This is a genomic window from Pseudoalteromonas sp. 3J6 (assembly GCF_903995135.1).
Taxonomy (GTDB): Bacteria; Pseudomonadota; Gammaproteobacteria; order Enterobacterales; family Alteromonadaceae; genus Pseudoalteromonas.
The window spans coordinates 424873-448390 of sequence record NZ_LR877185.1 but is presented as its reverse complement, the minus strand read 5'-3'; the positions used below and the strand labels follow the sequence as shown (position 1 = coordinate 448390).

At 40.7% G+C, this 23518-nt stretch carries 17 protein-coding genes and 2 rRNA genes; 9 read left to right on the top strand and 10 right to left on the bottom strand.

Annotated features, from left to right (window positions below; translation table 11 throughout):
- From P3J6_RS02060 to P3J6_RS02045, 4 genes are read right to left on the bottom strand one after another with little or no spacing between them, the layout of a single operon-like run.
- A complete protein-coding gene (locus P3J6_RS02060; protein WP_010392943.1) occupies positions 1-705 on the bottom strand; it encodes an acyltransferase in 705 nt (234 codons plus the stop codon).
- Positions 671-2062 (bottom strand): O-antigen ligase family protein, encoded by a 1392-nt coding sequence (locus P3J6_RS02055; RefSeq protein WP_138606320.1) that lies wholly within the window; start codon positions 2060-2062, stop codon positions 671-673. The genes P3J6_RS02060 and P3J6_RS02055 overlap by 35 nt, the downstream gene beginning before the upstream one ends.
- Positions 2055-3467, bottom strand: coding sequence for a lipopolysaccharide biosynthesis protein (locus tag P3J6_RS02050; protein ID WP_198522098.1), 1413 nt, complete (start codon positions 3465-3467; stop codon positions 2055-2057). Before P3J6_RS02050 ends, P3J6_RS02055 begins: the two co-directional genes overlap by 8 nt.
- A gap of 9 nt (positions 3468-3476) precedes the next feature.
- Positions 3477-4628 (bottom strand): glycosyltransferase, encoded by a 1152-nt coding sequence (locus P3J6_RS02045; RefSeq protein WP_138606316.1) that lies wholly within the window; start codon positions 4626-4628, stop codon positions 3477-3479.
- Positions 4629-4840: 212 nt separating this feature from the next.
- Here P3J6_RS02045 and P3J6_RS02040 point away from each other — a divergent pair, with 212 nt between their 5' ends.
- On the top strand, positions 4841-5764 hold the full coding sequence (locus P3J6_RS02040) for a glycosyltransferase family 2 protein (RefSeq protein WP_198522097.1): 924 nt from the start codon (positions 4841-4843) through the stop codon (positions 5762-5764).
- A gap of 71 nt (positions 5765-5835) precedes the next feature.
- Here P3J6_RS02040 and P3J6_RS02035 read toward each other — a convergent pair whose 3' ends face one another.
- The 3 genes from P3J6_RS02035 to P3J6_RS02025 all read right to left on the bottom strand — a co-directional run bounded on the left by P3J6_RS02035 (position 5836) and on the right by P3J6_RS02025 (position 9563).
- Complete coding sequence (locus P3J6_RS02035; RefSeq protein ID WP_232735459.1) at positions 5836-6795, bottom strand: endonuclease/exonuclease/phosphatase family protein; 960 nt, start codon at positions 6793-6795, stop codon at positions 5836-5838.
- 114 nt (positions 6796-6909) lie between these two features.
- Entirely contained in the window at positions 6910-7368 is a 459-nt protein-coding gene (locus P3J6_RS02030) for a hypothetical protein (RefSeq protein ID WP_198522096.1), read from the bottom strand.
- Positions 7368-9563: an LruC domain-containing protein gene (locus P3J6_RS02025; protein WP_198522095.1), complete on the bottom strand. Its 2196-nt coding sequence runs from the start codon at positions 9561-9563 to the stop codon at positions 7368-7370. The genes P3J6_RS02030 and P3J6_RS02025 overlap by 1 nt, the downstream gene beginning before the upstream one ends.
- Positions 9564-9862: 299 nt before the next feature.
- On the opposite strand from P3J6_RS02025, the gene gmk reads away from it, so the two are divergent.
- From gmk to P3J6_RS02000, 5 genes are all read left to right on the top strand, one after another.
- A complete protein-coding gene (gene gmk / locus P3J6_RS02020) occupies positions 9863-10483 on the top strand; it encodes a guanylate kinase (RefSeq protein ID WP_138606310.1) in 621 nt (206 codons plus the stop codon).
- A 125-nt stretch (positions 10484-10608) separates the two neighbouring features.
- Complete coding sequence (gene rpoZ / locus P3J6_RS02015; RefSeq protein ID WP_008108220.1) at positions 10609-10884, top strand: DNA-directed RNA polymerase subunit omega; 276 nt, start codon at positions 10609-10611, stop codon at positions 10882-10884.
- Between the two features lie 127 nt (positions 10885-11011).
- Positions 11012-13117: a bifunctional GTP diphosphokinase/guanosine-3',5'-bis pyrophosphate 3'-pyrophosphohydrolase gene (gene spoT, locus P3J6_RS02010; protein WP_109875868.1), complete on the top strand. Its 2106-nt coding sequence runs from the start codon at positions 11012-11014 to the stop codon at positions 13115-13117.
- A 12-nt stretch (positions 13118-13129) separates the two neighbouring features.
- Positions 13130-13522 carry a RidA family protein gene (locus P3J6_RS02005; protein ID WP_010392969.1) on the top strand — a complete coding sequence of 131 codons (393 nt, stop codon included), beginning with the start codon at positions 13130-13132 and terminating at the stop codon, positions 13520-13522.
- Positions 13523-13669: 147 nt separating this feature from the next.
- Positions 13670-15274, top strand: coding sequence for a DUF342 domain-containing protein (locus tag P3J6_RS02000; RefSeq protein WP_138623310.1), 1605 nt, complete (start codon positions 13670-13672; stop codon positions 15272-15274).
- A gap of 34 nt (positions 15275-15308) precedes the next feature.
- Here the strand turns inward: P3J6_RS02000 and asnA are convergent, their stop codons facing one another.
- Positions 15309-16304 carry an aspartate--ammonia ligase gene (asnA, locus tag P3J6_RS01995; protein ID WP_198522094.1) on the bottom strand — a complete coding sequence of 332 codons (996 nt, stop codon included), beginning with the start codon at positions 16302-16304 and terminating at the stop codon, positions 15309-15311.
- Between the two features lie 185 nt (positions 16305-16489).
- On the opposite strand from asnA, the gene asnC reads away from it, so the two are divergent.
- The 3 genes from asnC to recG are packed head-to-tail and all read left to right on the top strand — an operon-like array spanning position 16490 to position 19815.
- Complete coding sequence (gene asnC, locus P3J6_RS01990) at positions 16490-16948, top strand: transcriptional regulator AsnC (RefSeq protein ID WP_138606304.1); 459 nt, start codon at positions 16490-16492, stop codon at positions 16946-16948.
- 41 nt (positions 16949-16989) lie between these two features.
- Positions 16990-17676: a tRNA (guanosine(18)-2'-O)-methyltransferase TrmH gene (trmH, locus tag P3J6_RS01985; RefSeq protein ID WP_198522093.1), complete on the top strand. Its 687-nt coding sequence runs from the start codon at positions 16990-16992 to the stop codon at positions 17674-17676.
- Positions 17677-17733: 57 nt separating this feature from the next.
- Entirely contained in the window at positions 17734-19815 is a 2082-nt protein-coding gene (recG, locus tag P3J6_RS01980; RefSeq protein WP_198522092.1) for an ATP-dependent DNA helicase RecG, read from the top strand.
- A 410-nt stretch (positions 19816-20225) separates the two neighbouring features.
- Here the strand turns inward: recG and rrf are convergent.
- Positions 20226-20340 (bottom strand): 5S ribosomal RNA (gene rrf / locus P3J6_RS01975).
- Between the two features lie 135 nt (positions 20341-20475).
- Positions 20476-23360: ribosomal RNA gene (locus tag P3J6_RS01970) — 23S ribosomal RNA — on the bottom strand.
- Between the last annotated feature and the right edge of the window lie 158 nt (positions 23361-23518).

The following is a 23518-nucleotide window of genomic DNA, read 5'->3' as shown; positions in this document are numbered from 1 at the left end:
TCACTCCACTATATTTTTAACTACTCTAGCCGGATTACCTGCCGCAATAGTAAAATCGGGAATATCTTTGGTTACCACACTGCCCGCCCCTATAATGGCTCCTTTACCTATGGTTACTCCAGCAAGTACCGTAACACCGGTCCCAATCCATGCTCCACGCTTAATAATAATATCGCCAATTTGACTCTCGTCATCACTTTGGCCGTTCGCACGACGTTCACAATCAATTGGGTGACCAGGAAAGCCTGCTAAAAAAACACGTCCCGCAAGTCTTACATCATCTTCAAGTACAATTTTTCGTCCTACCGAAAACGCATTTTGCCAGCCAATATCAACATTATTACCAATACTTAATAGAGGCTCACGCTCATTACTTACACGGCCACACAAAGTGCTGATCCCCGAGATCCTGACATCGTTTTTACATTCAACCCTTAATTTACCAATTACCTGAGGCATACCCGAATATAAATATAAACGTTTTTTACTGCCTTGAATTTGGCTTTTAAATAATGGGGTGTAATAAAATATTCTCAGCAGTTCATGAACAAACTGCTTTATAAAGTGGTGCAGATGATAAAGCCCACTGTGCAGTAGAGGAATAACGGGTAGCTGTGGATTACGCAGCGACTTTGCAAATTTAAACAAACGTTTTGCCGAGGGGCTGTTACTATTTTTTAGCCAATACTTTAGTTGGGTCACCATAAGACGAATCCTTATTACTATCAATAGTCAGCTTTTCTAGGGCAATGGTCAGCGACAAAATGATGTACAAAGGCCACGTAAAAGCTTGAGTTAAAAACGTACCTGCAACCATAAAACCAATTAAACCTGCTTTTAGCGCGTTAGCATTCACTGTCACTTCAGAATTAAAGTTAAGCTTATTAATGCAAAATACTCGAGACAAGCTGCGATAAATACTGGCGATAACCAGTAAAAAAATACATATACCTACAAAGCCTGTTTCACCAAGTACCTGAAACCACGTACTATGCACTGCATGATTCTTGCCATCCCAGTGCGGGCTATAAAAGTAATAGTTTACGAAGAAGTTATTTACCCCAACTCCTGTTAGCGGGTTAGCAAGCGCCATGTTTATTGCAGCTTGCCAAGCATATATTCGACCCATAGCAGACTCGTCAACTCCACTTTCAGCAGCACCACCACTTTGCCTATCTGAAATCCCCGCAAAGACCATCATGGCAAGCATGGCAACTGCCCCACATGCAGCCACAACCACTGGATTTTTTACCTTTTGATATAAAAAGAAACTCAAAATAGCAGCAATACCTAATAGGCCGCCTCGGCTTTGCGTAGCTATCACTCCTGAAATAGCCAAAATTAAACCAACGCCTGCAAATAATCGTCGATATGGATTGTTGTATGTATTAAATAATTCAGCAGCTAAAAAAGACACAGGAAACATCAGCACTAAAGATAAATCATTAGGATCGCCCAGTTGTGAACGATACTCTCGAGAAATAGTGACTCGGGTGCCCTCAACTAGCCCCACACCATTAATTTTGTTATTCAGTGCCACCAGCGCAATGGCCACACCAGAAATCATAATTCCTAGTCTTACGTAACTAAAGTGAGAAAATCGCGTTAACCACCAGCTGATCACAAACACCATAATAAAAACTTTAACCAACACTCCAGACCAATACTCAATAGCAACGCCACGGTTTGAAGCCGAAAACACACACACAGTAAGCCAAACAAACCAAATGACAAAAATAAGATGAGCTGAGCTCCAATGCGGTTTTAATGTTTTGGAAATAAATAAATGCCAGAAAATGGCCAGTAAAGAGGCTAGCGCTAAGAGTTTAGGGATTTTAAGCGGCATTAAAAATACAAATGCCTCATGGATCCTAAAATAACTAAATAAAATAAATAAGATAATAAACACAGTACTAATACGCACGGCTAATACGCCAGCAAATGGCAGTAACAATAAAGCAAAAGCAGCTATGGGCCCAAATAACGAATATAAGCTTAAAATAAGCGCCGTTATCACTAAGCCATTTATTAATAAGTAATGCTCTTTATACCAGTTAACCATGCGCCTTCCTTGCTAAAAGCCGTTGCAATATTCCCGTGATGTGGTGTTTATACTTTTTAAATAACACCGCAAACAAACATATCAACACAGCAACCTGTCCTACAATGTAATAAGACACTTGAGTCACACTTAACGAAAACATAAGAATAAAGCACAGCCAGCTAGGGAGCAGACTGTGTACTTTAAATGCTAAATGCTCTAGCTTTTGACTAATAACTACAAACAGTAGCGTTTTTAAAGTTTGCGCCAATGCTAGCGATACAACAGCACCTAATATTCCCCATTTTGGCACTAAAAAACTTAATGCAATTAATACGCTCGTAGCACTCACTGCATTAATAATAGTCACAAACAAGCCGTTATAGTGAACATAACAACCAATATTAAGTAAATCGCTATGGTGTCTCAGCACAACAATGAGTATTAAACTGGGTAATAACCAGGCATTAAGTAAATAATTTTGTGGTAAAACGAGGGTGAATAAGTGCGGCGCTAAAAGTAGCATTATGCAGCAAAGGGTAATCGCAATCTCAAGGCTTAATTCACATAAAAACACATAGTGGTTGCGGCTTGAGGTTAACTCGTCAAAACGGCGTGAAAACCACCACATTCTGATTGGTTCAAATGTAAACGAGGTCATGACTGCAAATTGCAGAGCGACATAATATTGAGCGAGCTTTTCTTTGCCCACACTGGCTACAATATACCAGTTTTCTGCGCCATTATTAGCGTACACAAAGAGTGAAGAGACAATAATGCTTAACAAAAACAGTGTATTTTTAGGCGTAATATTCCATGCGATACATTTAAAACTAATATTAATCGTGCGTGCTATTTGCCACAGTGACAGTATCAGTACAATAAAACTCGCTATCACACCAGATAGCATAACGCCGGTTACACCATAGCCTAGATATAGCAAGATGATGGTCAGTAGAGTTTGTCCGACCCCTTGTAAAACAGCTAAATAGCAGAACTGCTTAGCCATTTCGTAATACCTAAAAAAACAAAATACAATCGACAACACCGACGAAAATGCCAAGTTAACAGCTAATAATTGCAAATCTATTTGATTAACAGAGATAGGTAATAAATTCAGCAAAAGGTCAGCAAACAATACAACAGCAATTACAAATGCAGTGCTTAACACACTACATAAAATCAACGCATCCCTAAATAAAGCCTGCTTAAAAACAACGCTTTTCATTTGCTGTTTAAAAAGGAGCTCAGGTAAGCCTAGGCACAACAACAAAGACATTACGGCTGAAATAGAGACTAAAAAATTAAGTTCACCAAACTGTGCAGGGCTTAAAAGACGAGTCGATATAGGGAGTAAAGCAAAGCCAAGCCCTTTGAGCAATAATGTTGATAGTCCAAAATAGGCTATTTGCTTAAGTCCGTTCATCTTCATTCCTTATGAGTTTTGCACCCAAGATGACAACTTTTTAGCTTGTGAGCTGGCATTAAATTTATTTGCTACCAATCGTTTAGCATTGATACCTTTGGCATATCTTTCATAGGGATTAAGCTCACAGAATTGAGTTAAGATAGTCTCTAAACCAATAATGCTTGAAGGCTCACATTTAAAACCAACAGAATCATTTACAATTTCTTTTGCCCCCATAAGCTTGGTCGTTAGCACAGGAATACCACTGGCCATAGCTTCTTTAAGAACTACTGGCCCAGTGTCTCTGTCACCATTACTAGATACACAAAATGGCGCAACCAGTGCTGAGTAGTTACTGGTATTTTTTGATAACCAAAGAGGCGTACGACGCCCTAAAAATCGAACATCTTTATCAAGCCCAAGCTCTTCACACAAAAACTTTAAATCATTCATTAATGGGCCTTCGCCCACGATGTCTAGACATATGGCGTATTTTTTACTTAATTTTTTTATAGCGGGTAATAGAAATTGCAGTCCTTTTTTTTCAACTAAGCGCCCAATGAATAACAATTTAACAGACTCATGAAGTCGATTTGGAGTGCTGCTAAATAAACTTAAATCAACACCACAATGCAATAGCTCAACTTTTCCAACTTTGTAATTACTTAGTTTTTGAGCCATGTCTTTACACACAGCAACCGAGAAATCACATAACGAAAGCTTGAGTTTGAGATCGGTATCGTTTACATATACATCATGACCATGACCGATTGAAGAGACACTAATACCCGCAATTTTGCTAGCAACAATCGAGTATGCCAACGGTGCATGCATAAAGTGACAATGTATATGAGAGATACCGTGCCGCTTAATTATTTCTGCAATGTTTAACCCATACCCTAGAAGCGACATGGCTGAGATTGAGGTAAAGCGAAAAGCAATTTTAGCAGCGTTAAGAGCTACTAGCGGCTTAGACATTGCAAATTTAGCAGCAGCACTAAAAGACTTTTTAATGATAATTACATTTACACTGCTATCGAGATTTGCACTGGTATTTAAATTCTCAAAGGTAATAACACTTACTTTATGACCTGCTTTAACAAGTGCATTTATTTCTGTCACCACAAAGGTTTCTGACGGGATATGGAAGCTTGGTACAACAATGCCTATATGTTTCATGCTAAATACTCCAAAAGATTCTAATGGTTATTTCGCAAGAACCATGCCCAGTTAAAAAGCACTAAAAATGGTTAGATTAAAGTCAATTTGCGAACATATATTGCAAAATGCAAAGCATTAGACAAAAAACACTCCACAAAGCTATAAAAATACTTGGCGCTTAACTTGCGTAGCACTTATTTAGTTAATTAATAGAAGCCAGGGTGCAGCTCATGAATATAGAAATAAGCGTTATTATCCCAAACTACAATTGCAAACAGTATTTAGCAAAGGCACTGAGTAGTGTTATTGCTCAAAAAAATGTCAATCTAGAAATTATCGTTGTAGACGATGGCTCAACCGATGGCAGTGTTGATTGGTTGAGAAAAGCGCAGAACACATTTCCACAGCTGGTTATTTTAGAACAAGAAAATACCGGTGTAGTTAATGTACGCAACCGCGCTATTGCAGCTTCTAAAGGGGACTATATTGCATTCTTAGATGCCGACGACTATTGGAGTGATGATAAACTGTATGAGCAATTAGGTTATATGAAAGAAAACTCCGAATGTGTTTTAAGCTTTACTAACTATATGCATGTAAATGAAGACTATGAGCCTATTGTGGATTGCTTTTCTTTTTGGCCTGAATTTTCAAAATTTGTTGATAAGAAAAATATGGGCTACCAAAATTTAAAGTCGCCAATGGACTTGCTTATTTTTGCTAATGTAATAGGAACCTCTTCAGTTATGGTTAAACGCTCAGCCATTAATTATATCGGCCGATTTGATAACGTATTAAACAGCGCAAGTGATTGGGATTGCTGGTTAAAACTTGCAAGAATTGGTGATGTAGCTTTTTCACCGCGCATAGCCATGGATTACTTAATGAGAGCGGGCTCTATTACTGCGAATCGTAAAAATAGGCTCAACGCGATGAAAGAAATTGTTTCACGCTGCAAAAGAGATGCTGGAATGATTGCACAAATAAAAGCACAGGCACGTATATTAGAATGCTACGGTGAGTATTATCGAGAAATAGGCGCAAAATTTAAAGCGTTATCGACTACAACTGCCGCGTTTACGTTATTCCCACATAAACGTAATTTACGCCATTTATTACATGATTTAAAAAACACATTTACTACTGCATCATAAATACTTCGCCAATACACAGCAAATAGCGTTTAAGCTATTTGTTTTGTATTGGCCTAAAGTAAATACTTCACCTAACTTTTTAAATTTAATGTATAACTTAATATTTTATGATCGCTGCCTTTAAACTCACTCACTTCCAGAGAAGATAAATTAAACTCTTGATTGAAAATACAATGGTCAATTGGCAAGCCTGTCATTAAAGTGTGTTTTATTGCAGTAGGTGCAAAGCTGGTATATGCATTTGCAGCTGCATAACAACTTTGCGCATTAAACCAATTAAAATAGCTCGACCAGGGAACAATATTTAAATCTCCCGCAATAAACCAAGGATCTATCTCTTTTGTACTCGCCTCGTTCATTGCAGATAATAACCGATTACGATTATGCCAATGAGTAGCAGTTCTTGGTGAAGGTGGATGGGCAATAAAAGCGGTAATAGGATGTTTATCTAATAACAGCTTAAGCTTAATATAACCTAATCGGTCGCCATCTAATTTAACTTGCTGTCTGTGTATAATCGGTAAACGCGAAATAACCACAATGCCGTAGGGGATCCCTTCGACTTCGCGATAACCAAACAAACTAGCTTTATTTAAAAACGGTTTGAGCAAATGCCGGTTTAAATCGCTAAACTCCTGCAAAACAAGCACATCCCATTGCTGGTTTTGTAAGTTCTTTAGATGCATGTCTATATAGGGATTATTGTAATTGAGGTTAATTTGCTTAACCGTTATCGCAGCCTTCGAGGGAATGACTTCTAATGAATGCAGCGGTAAAAGTGAACTTAAATTGATAATACAAATAATCGCAATCACTCCCCCTAGCCATAGTTTTTTTAGCGCAAGCAGTAACAGTGCAAAAAACAACGCAGCAGCTAACAAAGGAAACCGAAAGGATATTAATAAATCAGCGTAATAAAATTGCCACGGATTAAATGCGGCAACAATTAGCATCAAGGCAATTACTGCGATAACAGCAATGCTATAACCTCTTTTTGAATTACACCGCCTACTCGAAATAACCTTGAACATGAACGCCCCTTTTAACAATAAAAAAAGAATATACCTGAGTATATTCTTTATCTTAGTTTTGAGTTTTATCAATTAACCCAATAAAGCTTAACCAGAACTCGACATAACCTGATGTTATCTAATCTCAAACATTTGGTTTTGTGTTTGAGCATCAAACTGCCAAGTAAAAGCAAGTGGTTGGGTGCTGGTATCGTAAAACCAAATTTCCGCTACTAGCTCAATATCTTGTCTGCTCATCGCAAGGGTAGTTGTGAGTGCACCTTGCGTTAAAGGGGCTCTAAATAAGCAATTATTGTAATCTGCTCGTTCTGTATTCAATTTTTTCTGACAAATATTCAGATACGCTCTTTCATCACCTCTAGAAAGCGCTACATCAATAGCTAAATTAAATTTTGTTGATAAGTTATAGTCATTATTGATAACTAAGTTTGCCATTCCTTGGGGCTCAGCTGTTACTGGATCAGCAACTGGTGGAGCTACATTAGTCGGGGCAGGTGCTGCACTTTCATCGCCTCCGCCCCCGCAGGCTGTTAACAGTGATAATGAGCATAAGATAACGGTTAATTTATTCATTACTGTTCTCCTTTAACAACCACACTCGGTGCGTTGTAACTGTTAAACCACTGCGGCGCTTGCTGACCTGACGACTGTGCAAAATTAGCAAAACGGTCATAAGCATTGGTGATATCCACCCCTTCAAGCGGATGTAGCCACTGCATACCGACCTCAATTGCCCATGGAAGGCCATTTTCAGTTTGAAAAAATAACTCGGAGACTTGTTGAGTAGCATCATCTGCTCCACTAACAGTAAATAAGTTATTATCAAAGGCTTCTGTTGGCGCTTGGTTTTTTAGATGAACCTCCCAGCTTCTTGCATTTTTACCAACTAAAAAGTCACCATGATAAAATCCTTCGCTACCAAAAATGAACGGATCGAGTAGTGTACCAGGTGCATTCGCTAGCGCTTTAGCTGCTTTTAATGGAATAGTCATACTAAACGTTACTTTACTGTTTACGTCACAATTGCTTTCGGTTCTAAAGTAATCACAGCCGGCTTGCTTCGTAATATGTTGCCAAGTATCCTGCATGAAAATCAAAATTGCCTGCTCACGGTTTGCTTCTAATGGCGAGTCTAGTTGCGGCTCTCCATTGATAGTGTAAATGATATTTTGCTCATCAATTTCACTGCTTAAAATAGTATTGGTTGTGCTATTAGTAGTTTCTGTAAGCCTTACAGCAAAACCATTGTGATAAGTTGCGCCCACTCCAACAAGTTGACCATCAATTTTATAGCCAACCACATTGCTTCCTTCAATCAGCTGCGTAGTACGATAATTTACAACGACATCATTAAAGTCGTAATCGCCTGAGAACGGCCATTTATCTTCATAGGCAAGCGTTACCCAATCGTTTTCACCAGGATAAACAGCGCTAGCAAATGTGGTTATTGGATAATCTTCCACTTCGCCACCTAGCACCCCACCCGTGGCAGTAATTAATGATGCCTCAGAGCCATCAGTAACTCGAAAGCGAGCCCATGTTTGCCCTGCTTTAACATTGCTCGGTACGCTAACTAAAATACTATTATCACCTTTGTTGAGCGGATACTTAGTTACCATGCGCTCAGATTCACTAAAGCCACCATTTTGATCCCAGTCAAACCAAGCATATAAAAAGCTATCAGCTGACGCGTTAACAATAATTTGGCTATCTTGCCCTGCAGCAATCGCGGTTACAAAACTAACCCCGTCATCGGAGTCATCAATGGGATTGTTGATTAAATCATCATTCGTATTGATGTTTTCACCATCGACCGTTTCACCCAAGTAAATAAGATTACTACCAGTACTATTAGGATCAAATAAGTGTCGAGCACCACTTTGCTCAAGACTCGTGTTATATGGACGAGGAGCATCACCAAAATCGATAGAACTATCGGTAACTGCAACTTCTGCAATAGCGCATCGCGCACCATCATTTTGACTAGATTTAGGTCCTGAGGTAAATACGTTTGCTGTTGGTGTGTAGTCAACTACGGGGCTAATACTTAAATCAACTTTATGTATTTTTCCGCTTTTGTTATTACTAAAGTAAAACTGACCGTCAATATCAAAGTAAGCGGCACCAAATGCGCCCGTATCATCACCAATGTCGAGCTGAGTTATAAATTTAGAAGTATTATTAGCAACGTTAATTTCATGCAAATCACCATTTGATTCAACTGCATAAAGTAAATTACTTTGTGGATGAAAGGCAAAATCATAAATCCCTAAATTCCAGTTAGCGCTATTAGGTAAAAGCTGCGCAGTAATCTCAGCGGTTAAATCTAAGTTTAAATCAATTTCGTAAAGCCCATACCGAGGAGTATAAACATAATATGAAGCACGCTGGTTTGCATCATCGCCTGTAACCTGAATGTCACCTACATAAAAGTTAGTATTTGGCAGGCCTGTGATATTTAAGCGAGTCATTTGGTAGTTACTGTCTATTTGCACCACACTTTTTGGTGCTTGGCGGCTAAAGCCATACAAGTACTGATCTTTATAATTGAAGCCAATGGCGTTTACGCTCTCATTGTTTGCCTCAGTAGTAAACGTTAAAGCCGCGGCTAACACCGTTGGTTTAGCTGATACTAAATCTATACCGTATAGCTGTGCTTTGGCATCTTGCATTAAAAAAGCCTGACTTGGACAATTCTCAAATGGCTGACTAAGAACGGTGCAAGGCCATAATACACAGCAAACTTTTCCGAGATGGGTTAATTTCATACGTAAGCCCTCTATAGTTACATAGTTGAACTAATGCAGACTTTATTCCAAACTTTAACCTATTGAATTTAAATAATAATAAAAAATTACATCACTTAGATATGCAAGTTGCAACACATGTCTTTGCATTATGCGAGAGTAAAAATCACCTTCACAAACTCTCTGTATCTATGCTCTTAGACACGGGCTATTTGCTCTAAGTATGCAGCAGTTGAGTAAGCTTCATTAAATAAAGTACAATAGTAAAATTAAGGCAGGCCTTTTTAACGGCTGTGCTTGTTCATTTTAGGTAAAAAATCATGGCACACTCTCGCGGAAACTTATTCATTTTATCGGCACCTTCTGGGGCAGGTAAATCTAGCTTAATAAATGCACTACTTAAAAAGCATGCTGATATGAAAGTATCGGTATCGCACACCACTCGCGCACCGCGCCCTGGTGAAAATAATGCAGAACATTACCACTTTGTATCAGTTGATGAGTTTAAAGCGCTGATTGCCAAAGATGATTTTTTTGAATGGGCACAAGTATTTGATAACTATTATGGTACTTCTAAGCAAGCGATTGAAGAGCAACTCGCCGCAGGTATTGATGTATTTTTAGATATTGACTGGCAAGGCGCTCGCCAAGTTCGAGAAATAATGGACGACGTAAAAACTATCTTTATTCTTCCGCCATCAAAACAAGAACTAGAGCAACGTTTAAATAATCGCGGCCAAGACTCTGCTGAAATTATTGCAGGTCGAATGGCGCAAGCTCAATCAGAAACCTCTCATTACAACGAATACGACTATGTTGTAGTGAATGATGATTTTGATACTGCTTTACGCGATTTAGAAACCATAGTAATTGCACAGCGATTAAGGCTAAAAGCACAAACAACACGTCATCAAACTTTAATTAATGAGCTGCTCAAGTAATCTAAATTACGATTAATTTTCGGTTCATGCCTTAAAATAGATAAAAATTAACCACTGGCTATTGGCGAAACTTGCTGCGTGCAGTAAACTACGCCTTTGCTTTTAAATTATTTTGGAGTGCTAAGATGGCTCGCGTAACAGTTGAAGATGCAGTAGATGCAATTGGTAATCGTTTTGACTTAATTTTAGTTGCGGCCCGTCGTGCCCGCCAAATTGCTGTTGGTGGTAAAGATCCACTAGTAGATCCTGAGAACGATAAGCCGACAGTTGTTGCTTTACGTGAAATCGAACTTGGTTTAGTTGATAATTCTTCAATGGATGTTATTGACCGTGAAGAACAACAACATCAAGAAGCGGCAGAACTAGCTGCTGTTGCTGCCATTGTTGGTGGCAACCAATAATCAACCGCCCGGTCTGATTTAGCTAACGGCATAGTTTTTCAACTATAGCCGTTGGCAATCCTTTGTTTTCATCGTATATTCGTAACTTATCCTAACTTATTTGCTTCACGAGAACATTGGAGTGTGAATGTATCTTTTTGAAGGTCTTAAAAAGAAAATCTCAAAATACTTGCCAGCAGACGATGTTGAGCTAGTTCAAAAAGCCTACGTGGTAGCCCGAGAGGCTCATGAGGGTCAAACTCGTTCAAGTGGCGAGCCTTACATTACTCACCCCGTTGAAGTCACTCAAATATTAGCAAGCATGCATCTTGACCATGAAACGCTCATGGCAGCACTCATGCATGATGTGATTGAAGATACCGATTTTAGCCAACAAGATTTAGCTGAAATATTTGGTGAAACAGTAGCAGAACTCGTAGAGGGTGTGAGCAAGCTTGATAAATTGAGCTTCAAAGATAAAAAAGAGTTCCAAGCTGAAAACTATCGAAAAATGATTATGGCAATGACCCAAGATATTCGGGTTATTTTAATCAAGCTAGCTGATAGAACACACAACATGCGCACATTAGGCGCACTTCGTCCTGATAAACGCCGCCGTATTGCTCGTGAAACCCTTGAGATTTATGCACCAATTGCTAATCGCTTAGGTATTCATGATATAAAAAATGAGCTAGAAGATTTAGGTTTTCAAGCACTGTACCCTATGCGTCATCGTGCACTTAAATCGGAAGTGGCTAAAGCGCGTGGTAATCGCAAAGAAGTTATTTCAAATATTCAAACTGAAATTGAAGCTCGCCTTGAAGAATCTGGCATAAAAGCGACCGTATCAGGCCGTGAAAAGCATCTATACAGTATTTATAAAAAAATGCTCAACAAAGAGCTGCTGTTTAACGAAGTCATGGATATTTACGCATTTCGTATTGCAGTAGACTCTATGGATACCTGTTATCGCGTACTTGGTGTAGCTCATAACTTATATAAGCCAATCGAAACCCGTTTTAAAGACTATATTGCTGTACCAAAAACTAATGGTTACCAATCATTACATACTTCTTTAGTTGGCCCGCATGGTATTCCAGTAGAAATTCAAATTCGTACTTTAGATATGGATCACATGGCTGATAAAGGGGTCGCAGCTCACTGGATGTATAAAAAGTCGGGTGATAATGCGGGTCATACTGCACAACAGCGCGCACGCCAATGGATGCAAAGCTTATTGGAATTACAACAAAGCGCAGGTTCCTCGTTTGAATTTGTAGAGAATGTAAAAACAGAGCTATTCCCAGAAGAAATTTATGTCTTTACCCCAGATGGTCGGATTATTGAACTTCCTATGGGTGCAACAGCGGTTGATTTTGCTTATGCCGTTCATACTGATGTAGGTAATACTTGTGTCGGTGCACGTGTGAACCGCAAGCCTTACCCTTTAAGTAAAGCCATTGATACAGGGCAAACAATAGAAATTATTACCAGTTCAGGCGCTCACCCTAACGCAACATGGCTTAACTTTATTGTTACTGGCAAAGCACGCTTAGGCGTACGCAACTACCTTAAAAGTCAACAGCATGAAGAAGCGTTATTACTTGGTCGTCGCTTACTTGACTCAGCGCTAGGGGAAAACAAATTTGATAACCTGCCAGCTGAAAATATTACCCGAGTGCTTGAAGAGCATGAGCTTTCCTCTACCTTAGAATTGCTAGTAGAGATTGGCTCAGGTAACTTAATGAGTATGCTGATTGCTAAGCGCTTATTACAAAACGACAATGATGATTTAAACGATATCGCAAAGCGTGCCAAAGCAACCATTATTGGTACCGAAGGCATGTTGGTTAATTATTCTAAATGTTGTCGTCCTGTACCTGGAGACGCTATTACTGCCCATGTTAGCCAAGGTAAAGGTTTAACCGTTCATCGCCAAGAGTGTAAAAATATTCGTGGTTGGGAAAATGATCGTTCGAAATACCTAGTCGTAAAATGGGATGATAATCCAGAAAAAGAATATATAGCGACTTTAAGAGTTGAAATCATTAACCACCAAGGTGCGCTGGCTAAATTAACCAATGTGGTCGCCACTACGCAGGCCAATATTGTAGAAATAGCTACCGATGAAAAAGAAAGTAATTTATACGTGATAGACTTAGGGATCACAGTTAAAAACCGTATTCATGTCGCCAATATTATGCGCCGCATACGTGTTATGCCCGATGTACAAAAAGTCTATCGTAAAAAATAAAATAGGAACATCATGAATAAAGCATTTATATCAACGGATAAAGCACCTGCAGCAATTGGTACATATAGCCAAGCAGTAAAAGTGGGTACAGCTGTTTATTTATCAGGGCAAATACCACTTGTCCCAGAAACAATGGACGTTATTTCTGAAGACTTTAGTGAGCAAACACATCAAGTATTTAAAAATATCAGTGCGGTTTGTGAGGAAGCTGGCGGTTCTATTCAAGACCTAGTAAAAGTTAATATTTACCTTACTGATCTTTCAAACTTTGCCATTGTGAACGAAGTTATGAGCCAATATTTTAAACAGCCTTACCCTGCGCGTGCAGCTATTGGCGTTCGTGCACTCCCTAAAGGTGTACAAGTAGAAATTGACGGCATTATGGAACTTCCTTCAACAAACTAACCTCTATAAGCTATGAGCGCCGCTCATAGCTTTTATCCCATTCTATAGCTACACTTTGATGAATTCTTGACTCAAAACTAAAATTCTAGCACTCTGTAATCACGTTATTTTATTAAACCTTACTTTTGTAGTAGAAAAGGATAACTTGTGTTTAAGCTTGCTCATAATGGCAATGTATTGCTCGATACGAGTAAATCTGCACCCACCAGTGCTGCTTTTATTATTGAAGCAATTGAACAATCGCCTTACAGCGAGTGTGAAATCGATCATGACGCCATAAATAACTATTTCAGTAGTGCAACACCTGAACGAATCTTAGTCGTTGCAACACGCCACGATGCAACCTTAATCGTTGAAATCAGCGATGATAAAATGCTAGCCACTGGCACGCTCACTCTCGCCAAAGGTGGCGCAACACTCAGTTTTGATGAAGCTAAAAAAGAATTAGTGAAAGCGCATGTTGCTAGAGGTTATAAACAAGCATTTTTAGAGCAGCTTTTACAAAAGCAATTTGAGCTTCCTCCGGGCTCTGTAGTTAGCGGGCCACTTGCTAAGGGACGTTTACCTACTGACGGCCAAGATAGCAAATTTAAAGCCATGGTTAAAACCTTAAAAGACCGCCTTAAAGCACCCAAATTAAAAGAAGACGGTAGTGTTGATATGCGTGATTTTGGTAAATTAGCAAGTGTTAAACCGGGTGAATTACTAATCCAGCAGCAACCAGCTACTCCTGGTCAAGAAGGATTTACCGTGATAGGTGATGTTTTACCAGCCAAACCAGGGCAAGTTCATGCCCTAATTGCAGGTGAGGGTACTGAAATATCAAAAAATAACCCGATGGAATTACTTTCAACTATTGCCGGCGTGCCTGTTGAAATAAATAACGGAATGCGTGTTGACGATATTTTCACTGTTAACGATGTGTCTGTAAAAACAGGCCATATCGACTTTGAAGGTAGTGTTATAGTTAGTAAAAATGTAGAGCCTGGAATGCGGATAAATGCAACAGGTGACATTACCGTTTTTGGTACAGTCGAATCTGGAGAATTAACCGCCGGTGGCGATATACTTGTAAAACAAGGGGTGATTGGCCATCAAAAGCCTGAAGATAAATCACTGTCTTGCAGAATAATTTGCGCAGGTGATGTGCATGCCTCACACTCTCAATATTGCTACATTGAAGCTAACAGCATATTGCTTGACCGCCAAGCCAGCCACAGCTCAATGAAAGCAAAAAATATAATTCAAATTGGTCAATCAGAACTACCTAAAGGAAAGTTATTTGGAGGTGAAATTTTAGATGCCACTAAACTAATTGCCGGAGAAATTGGTAACGAATCAGGGGCTAAAATGGCAATTAATTTAGCCGCTTCAGCTACTCAAATGACCAAAGATATTGATAAATATTTTAGTGAATTAACAGCTGCAAATGAACAGGTTGATAGCTTACAAGCTGCATTAGAAAAAGCAGATTTAATTAAAGATGCTGATAAAAAAAGCGAGCTCATGAATAAGATTGGATCAACTCAGATACATCATAGTCAACAAGCTGAACAACTAGAAAAGCAGATAGCGAGTTTAGAGCAAAAACTAAATACCATGCTCGATGAAGCCATTTTAACCGTAAATACCGTTTTACATTCTGGAGTGGAAATCCATATATTCAACAAGTTACTTAAAACAACTCGTAACTTTCCACCAAGTAATGTTAAGTTAGAAAACAATAAAATAGAAATTGAGTTTAAAACTTAATTATAAGGGGCTGTTAGTAACAGCCCCTTATTCTTTATAGTAAGCCGTCTACACTGTCATAGGTTTGCGCTGGCCACACACCTACCTGCACTTGCCCTATGTGTTGTTTTTGTAATAACAGCATAGCCAAGCGAGACTGACCAATACCACCACCAATTGTTTGAGGAAATTTACTTTCTAACAATGCTTTATGCCAATCAAACTCTAAACGGTCTTTGTCACCGGTAATTCCCAATTGAGCTTGCAAAACTTCAGGGCTCACTCGAATTCCCATAGATGATATTTCGAAAGCATCTTCAAGAATTGGATTCCATACTAAAATATCGCCATTTAATCCCATATACTGATCACATGTTGGTGTTGACCAATCGTCGTAATCTGGCGCTCTCACATCATGAATTTTACCATCACTTAATGCTCCGCCAATACCAATTAAAAACACAGCACCATATTCTTGAGCAATCGCTTTCTCACGCTGCTTAGCGCTAAAGTCAGGGTACATTTTACGCAGTTCTTCACTGTGTACAAAAGTAATTTTAGCTGGCAAAAATGCTCTTAAGCCAAAGCTTGCACTAACATATTGTTCAGTGGCTTTAATACCTTGGTAAATTGTTTCAACCGTTTGCTTGAGAGTAGATAGCGAACGTTGCGTACTTTCACAAATAACTTGCTCCCAATCCCATTGATCAACATAAACAGAATGGATTGGGCTTAATGAATCTTCATCAGGTCGCAACGCTTTCATTTGCGTATAAATTCCCTCACCTTGTGAAAAGCCATATTCACCCAAGGTTTTACGCTTCCACTTAGCAAGAGAATGCACCACTTCGTAACGGCTATCTGCAATCGCTTTAATATTCACAGCCACGGCGTTCTCGTGCCCACTTAAGTTATCCTGTGTACCGTCGCCTACTTTAGCTAAAATAGGCGCTTGAACTTCAATTAAGCCCAGTTTTTGTTCTAATTGCTGCGAAAAGAACTGCTTAACTTTACTTATTTGCTGCTGCTGCTGCACATAATGTGAACTCATAATAATTGGCCTCATTCCCAGTTATTGTATTTACTACTTAGCGCACAATCACGCTTCAATGAGGTTATCGTAACAATTAAACTATTTAATTCAATATCCCATAATAAAAATAGCTTTACGATATTAAAACCATTAAAAAAGTGGTATAAAAATAACTAATACCATAATTAAAGACGGTTAAATCTATGGAAAATTATCAAATCGATAATCTTGATAAACAGATTCTGCATGCATTAATGGATAATGCGCGTACACCTTATGCTGAATTAGCAAAACGCTTTAGTGTAAGCGCAGGAACAATTCATGTGCGAATCGAAAAAATGAAACATGCAGAGATCATCACAGGTACTCAACTAACCATTAATACAAAGCAATTAGGTTACGATGTGTGTTGTTTTATTGGTATTAATTTGAACAACGCGCGCGATTATCCGCAAACACTTATAAAATTAGAATCATTAGAGGAAGTGGTCGAAGCATATTACACCACTGGTAATTACAGTATTTTTATTAAAGTAATGACCCGCTCTATCGATCATCTACAAGATGTATTAATCAATAAAATACAGGCAATAGAAGCCATTCAATCAACCGAAACCCTGATCTCATTACAAAACCCGATTAGTCGAACAGTGGTGCCTTAAGGTGAAAAATCTCGTATAATTTGCCGAAAAAGAGGACTCCCATGCAGCAAACTCGTTACCAAAGAATTGAAAGTGTACTTTCACGTCGTCAAACCGACCTTACCGTATGCTTAGAAGACGTACACAAACACCATAACTTATCAGCAATTGTTAGAACGGCTGATGCCGTTGGTTGTCATCATGTGCATGCCGTGTGGCCAGAAAAACAAAAGTGGCTAACCAATAATACCTCAGGTGGCAGTAAAAACTGGTTAGACACACATCTTCACAGAAACATAGATGATGCCGTTGCGAGTATGCGTACTCATAATCCTGATGTACAAATTTTAGCGACGCATTTAAGTGAAGATGCTGTCGACTTCAGAGAAATTGATTACACCAAACCTACTGCAATTATTGTCGGTCAAGAAAAAACGGGGATCTCTCCACAAGCCTTAAAGTATGCAGATCAAAACATCATTATTCCAATGCAAGGCATGGTGCAGTCGTTAAATGTATCCGTTGCAGCAGCCCTAATTTTATTTGAGGCGCAGCGTCAACGTGATCTAGCTGGTTTATACAATAGAAATATGCTGAGTGAAGAAATTAAGCACCCAATGTACTTTGAAGGCTGCCACCCAATTATTGCAAGGCAATGCAAACAAAAAAACCTACCTTACCCTGCTCTTGATGAAAACGGCGAAATTGTTGCTGATGAACAGTTTTGGCAGGCGTTAAAACATACTTGATGCATATACAGTGTATCAGTACACTTAACTTACTAAATAATAATAATTGAGCCTACATTGTCTAAACCTAGCTTAAGCCAATACCCAATCACAGAACTTAAAGGCGTTGGTCCTAAAATGGCTGAACGGCTTTTAAAGCTAGGTATTAGTACAGTACAGGACATGCTATTTCATTTGCCGCTTAGGTATGAAGACAGAACCCGTATTTATACAATTAGTGAGTTGACCCCTCATAGCCACGTAACTGTTCAAGCAACCATTGAAACCAGTCAAATAACCTTTGGAAAGCGGCGCATGCTGGTTTGCCAAATAAATGATGGTACAGGTAGGTTAACACTACGATTTTTTAATTTTACCGCAGCACAAAAAAATGCATTTAGCACAGGCAAAATAATTCGTTGCTTTGGCGAAATACGTCGCGGACGTATTGGCTTTGAAATGAGTCATCCTGAATACAGTATTAGCGACACTTTTGAACAACAACCAACATCATCAACACTTACGCCAGTCTATTCAACAACCGAGGGGTTAAAGCAGCTCTCTATTAGGGCGTTGAGTGAACAGGCAATAGAATTACTTCAAAAGTATGCAGTAGAAGAGCTACTTCCCCAACAATGGCAACCATCGCAACTACCGTTAAGTGATGCGTTATTATTACTGCATCGCCCTCCTAATGATGTTGATATAAGTGCGCTTGAACAAGGGACTCACCCAGCTCAGCAGCGGCTCGTATTTGAAGAATTACTGGCGCAAAATCTCAGTTTATTAAAAGTAAGAGAACAGGGACAACAAGTTAAAGCCGTTGCACTTGAGCCCACTAATTCATTAGAAACACAATTTTTAGCACAATTACTCTTTGCGCCAACCAATGCACAAAGCCGTGTGGTATCAGAAATTAAAGCAGATATGCAACACGCTTACCCTATGATGCGACTTGTCCAAGGGGACGTTGGCTCTGGTAAAACACTAGTCGCAGCACTGAGCGCGTTAACTGCGATAGCAAAAGGCTACCAGGTCGCATTAATGGCGCCAACAGAGATATTGTCAGAGCAACACGGAATCAACTTTTCTAGCTGGTTTGAAAGCCTTGGAATAACGGTTGCTTGGTTAGGTGGTAAAACAAAAGGTAAAGAGCGCGTAAGTACACTTGCAATGATCGCCTCAGGTGAAGCGCAAATGATTATCGGTACCCATGCGTTATTTCAAGATGAAGTAAAATTTAACAATCTTGTACTTATCATTATTGATGAACAACACCGCTTTGGAGTTCATCAACGTTTATCATTGCGTGAAAAAGGCCGTTTTGGTGATTGTTATCCACATCAGCTAGTAATGACAGCAACTCCTATACCACGTACGCTGGCGATGACTGCCTATGCAGACTTAGAAACCTCAGTGATTGACGAATTACCACCTGGGCGGACTCCTATCACTACAGTTGCGATTCCTGATACTCGTCGAGATGACATTATTAGGCGCGTAAAACTTGCCTGTAACGAACAAGGTCGACAGGTTTACTGGGTATGTACACTAATAGACGAGTCTGAAGTACTACAATGCCAAGCAGCGGAAGACAGCGCATTACAGCTAAAAGAAGCATTACCTGAGCTTGCTATTGGCTTAGTCCATGGGCGAATGAAAGCTACGGAAAAGCAAGCCATTATGAGCGACTTTAAAGCGGGTAAAATTCATGTACTTGTGGCAACAACCGTGATCGAAGTTGGGGTTGATGTGCCTAATGCGAGTTTGATTATTATCGAAAACCCTGAGCGCCTAGGTTTAGCACAGCTTCACCAACTACGTGGCCGCGTAGGCCGTGGAGCTACGGCATCTCACTGCGTGCTTTTATACCATGCACCACTTTCACATACCGCACAGAAACGGTTAGGAGTACTGCGCGATAGTAACGACGGATTTGTTATCGCAGAACGTGATTTAGAAATACGCGGCCCAGGTGAAGTCCTTGGAACAAAACAAACCGGCTTAGCAGAATTCAAAATTGCAGACTTAACAAGAGATAAGCAGACCTTAAATCAAGTTAGACCCATAGCACAACAGATGTTGAAGCAATATCCTCAGTATGTAGACCCTCTCATTCAACGCTGGTTAGGCAACAAGTCAAATTACGCACAAGCTTAGTTACTTATTCGCATAAAACCACATATAAATTTTCCCAACCAGTTATTCCCTATACCACAACTATTTCCCTACACCTTGCGCCTGTTTTTGCACTTTTATGCAGACGTAAAAAAGCCCAACTCTTTCGAGTCGGGCTTTCTTGTATTTGGAGTCGGTGCGCTACTTCGTAGCGACAACGCAGTAGAATGTCTTAGTGCCCACAGCGATGGAGAGAGCCACATAACAAATGCTACGCTCTCATCCTCTGTCGTGTTCTTCGTGTTCTTTTATCCGTGGGTTTCGAGATATTCAACCCACGCTACGATGGTCAGGTTAACGCTGCGAAACTGATAGCTGACGGCTAATATTTTCACTTTTCTGTAGACGTAAAAAAGCCCGACTCTTTCGAGTCGGGCTTTCTCTTATTTGGAGCCTGGTAATGACCTACTTTCACATAACAAATGCTACACTATCATCGGCGCTGTTTCGTTTCACTACTGAGTTCGGCATGGGGTCAGGTGGGTCCAAAACGCTATTGTCACCAAGCAAATTTGGTGTAAGTTCGATTTAATCGAGCTTACTAAAATTTGGAATTCTGATAATAAAAGTTTTCAGTAATCTACTTTAGTCTATTAACTTCTTCGCTTGTTTCACTATCACATAAAACGCGTTTGGCGTTGTATGGTTAAGCCTCACGGGTAATTAGTACAAGTTAGCTTAATGGCTCACACCACTTCCACATCTTGCCTATCAACGTTGTAGTCTTCAACGGCCCTTCAGAGACTTTAAAAGTCTAGTGAGAACTCATCTCGAGGCCTGCTTCGCGCTTAGATGCTTTCAGCGCTTATCAGTTCCGAACGTAGCTACCGGGCAATGCCATTGGCATGACAACCCGAACACCAGCGGTTCGTTCACTCCGGTCCTCTCGTACTAGGAGCAACCCCTCTCAATTCTCAAACGCCCACGGCAGATAGGGACCGAACTGTCTCACGACGTTCTAAACCCAGCTCGCGTACCACTTTAAATGGCGAACAGCCATACCCTTGGGACCGACTTCAGCCCCAGGATGTGATGAGCCGACATCGAGGTGCCAAACACCGCCGTCGATATGAACTCTTGGGCGGTATCAGCCTGTTATCCCCGGAGTACCTTTTATCCGTTGAGCGATGGCCCTTCCATTCAGAACCACCGGATCACTATGACCTACTTTCGTACCTGCTCGACGTGTCTGTCTCGCAGTTAAGCTGGCTTCTACCATTACACTAACCGTACGATGTCCGACCGTACTTAGCCAACCTTCGTGCTCCTCCGTTACTCTTTGGGAGGAGACCGCCCCAGTCAAACTACCCACCAGGCACTGTCCGTAACCCCGATTCAGGGGCCAACGTTAGAACATCAAAACTACAAGGGTGGTATTTCAAGGACGACTCCACAAAAACTAGCGTCTCTGCTTCAAAGTCTCCCACCTATCCTACACATGTAGGTTCAATGTTCAGTGCCAAGCTGTAGTAAAGGTTCACGGGGTCTTTCCGTCTAGCCGCGGGTACACAGCATCTTCACTGCGATTTCAATTTCACTGAGTCTCGGGTGGAGACAGCGTGGCCATGGTTACACCATTCGTGCAGGTCGGAACTTACCCGACAAGGAATTTCGCTACCTTAGGACCGTTATAGTTACGGCCGCCGTTTACCGGGGCTTCGATCAAGAGCTTCTCCGAAGATAACCCCATCAATTAACCTTCCGGCACCGGGCAGGTGTCACACCGTATACGTCATCTTGCGATTTTGCACAGTGCTGTGTTTTTAATAAACAGTCCCAGCCACCTGGTCACTGCGGCTCCAATCAGCTTAGAGAGCAAGTCTCATCACCAATCGGAGCGTACCTTCTCCCGAAGTTACGGTACGATTTTGCCTAGTTCCTTCACCCGAGTTCTCTCAAGCGCCTTAGTATTCTCTACCTGACCACCTGTGTCGGTTTGGGGTACGATTCGGTATAATCTGAAGCTTAGAGGCTTTTCCTGGAAGTATGGCATCAGCAACTTCATCACCTTGGTGACTCGTCTCGTGTCTCAGCCTAACAGCAACCCGGATTTACCTAAGTCACTAGCCTACACACTTTCACATGGACTACCATCGCCATGCTTGCTTAGCCTGCTCCGTCCCCCCATCGCAATTATACCAAGTACGGAAATATTAATCCGTTTCCCATCGACTACGCCTTTCGGCCTCGCCTTAGGGGTCGACTTACCCTACCCTGATTAACATGGGATAGGAACCCTTGGTCTTCCGGCGTGCGGGTTTTTCACCCGCATTATCGTTACTCATGTCAGCATTCGCACTTCTGATACGTCCAGCATACCTCCCGGTACACCTTCAACCGCTTACAGAACGCTCCCCTACCACTCAGAATAAATTCTGAATCCGCAGCTTCGGTGCATAGTTTAGCCCCGTTACATCTTCCGCGCAGACCGACTCGACCAGTGAGCTATTACGCTTTCTTTAAAGGATGGCTGCTTCTAAGCCAACCTCCTGGCTGTCTGGGCCTTTCCACATCGTTTCCCACTTAACTATGACTTTGGGACCTTAGCTGGCGGTCTGGGTTGTTTCCCTCTTCACGACGGACGTTAGCACCCGCCGTGTGTCTCCCGGATATTACTTTACGGTATTCGGAGTTTGCAAAGGGTTGGTAAGTCGGGATGACCCCCTAGCCTTAACAGTGCTCTACCCCCGTAAGTATTCGTCCGAGGCTCTACCTAAATAGATTTCGGGGAGAACCAGCTATCTCCCGGTTTGATTAGCCTTTCACTCCTAACCACAGGTCATCCCCTAACTTTTCAACGTTAGTGGGTTCGGTCCTCCAGTTGATGTTACTCAACCTTCAACCTGCCCATGGCTAGATCACCGGGTTTCGGGTCTATACCTTGCAACTATTCGCCCAGTTAAGACTCGGTTTCCCTACGGCTACCCTAATCGGTTAACCTCGCTACAAAATATAAGTCGCTGACCCATTATACAAAAGGTACGCAGTCACCCTCGAGGGGCTCCTACTGCTTGTACGTACACGGTTTCAGGTTCTATTTCACTCCCCTCACAGGGGTTCTTTTCGCCTTTCCCTCACGGTACTGGTTCACTATCGGTCAGTTGGGAGTATTTAGCCTTAGATGATGGTCCACCTATATTCAGTCAAAGTTTCACGTGCTCCGACCTACTCGATTTCACTTAAAATGCGTTTTCATGTACGGGACTATCACCCTGTATCGTGGCACTTTCCAGAGCCTTCCATTAACACATAATAAGCTTAAGGGCTGTTCCGATTTCGCTCGCCGCTACTATCGGAATCTCGGTTGATTTCTTTTCCTACGGGTACTTAGATGTTTCAGTTCTCCGCGTTCGCCTCGTTAACCTATGTATTCAGTTAACGATACCTGCAAGCAGGTGGGTTTCCCCATTCGGAAATCCTAGTCTCAAGTGCTTTTTACTAGCTTGACTAGGCTTATCGCAAGTTAATACGTCCTTCATCGCCTCCAACTGCCAAGGCATCCACCGTGTACGCTTAGTCACTTAACCATACAACCCAAACGGGTCTTTGTTTTGTGACAGCTTAACTTCGCCAGAAGTTAATATTGAATACTAAAGTAGATACCAATTAATCCGAGGATTAAATTGGCACTGAATGATACTGCTATCATTCTTTTTTACTTTTGAAAACTCTGTACAAATAACAA

Coding starts and splice junctions, on each gene's coding strand:
- P3J6_RS02060 (WP_010392943.1), bottom strand. CDS start 705: ATGGTGACCCAACTAAAGTATTGGCTAAAAAATAGTAACAGCCCCTCG.
- P3J6_RS02030 (WP_198522096.1), bottom strand. CDS start 7,368: ATGAATAAATTAACCGTTATCTTATGCTCATTATCACTGTTAACAGCC.
- P3J6_RS02035 (WP_232735459.1), bottom strand. CDS start 6,795: ATGTTCAAGGTTATTTCGAGTAGGCGGTGTAATTCAAAAAGAGGTTAT.
- P3J6_RS02055 (WP_138606320.1), bottom strand. CDS start 2,062: ATGGTTAACTGGTATAAAGAGCATTACTTATTAATAAATGGCTTAGTG.
- P3J6_RS02045 (WP_138606316.1), bottom strand. CDS start 4,628: ATGAAACATATAGGCATTGTTGTACCAAGCTTCCATATCCCGTCAGAA.
- asnA (WP_198522094.1), bottom strand. CDS start 16,304: ATGAGTTCACATTATGTGCAGCAGCAGCAGCAAATAAGTAAAGTTAAG.
- P3J6_RS02050 (WP_198522098.1), bottom strand. CDS start 3,467: ATGAACGGACTTAAGCAAATAGCCTATTTTGGACTATCAACATTATTG.
- spoT (WP_109875868.1), top strand. CDS start 11,012: ATGTATCTTTTTGAAGGTCTTAAAAAGAAAATCTCAAAATACTTGCCA.
- P3J6_RS02005 (WP_010392969.1), top strand. CDS start 13,130: ATGAATAAAGCATTTATATCAACGGATAAAGCACCTGCAGCAATTGGT.
- trmH (WP_198522093.1), top strand. CDS start 16,990: ATGCAGCAAACTCGTTACCAAAGAATTGAAAGTGTACTTTCACGTCGT.
- P3J6_RS02040 (WP_198522097.1), top strand. CDS start 4,841: ATGAATATAGAAATAAGCGTTATTATCCCAAACTACAATTGCAAACAG.
- P3J6_RS02025 (WP_198522095.1), bottom strand. CDS start 9,563: ATGAAATTAACCCATCTCGGAAAAGTTTGCTGTGTATTATGGCCTTGC.
- asnC (WP_138606304.1), top strand. CDS start 16,490: ATGGAAAATTATCAAATCGATAATCTTGATAAACAGATTCTGCATGCA.
- rpoZ (WP_008108220.1), top strand. CDS start 10,609: ATGGCTCGCGTAACAGTTGAAGATGCAGTAGATGCAATTGGTAATCGT.
- gmk (WP_138606310.1), top strand. CDS start 9,863: ATGGCACACTCTCGCGGAAACTTATTCATTTTATCGGCACCTTCTGGG.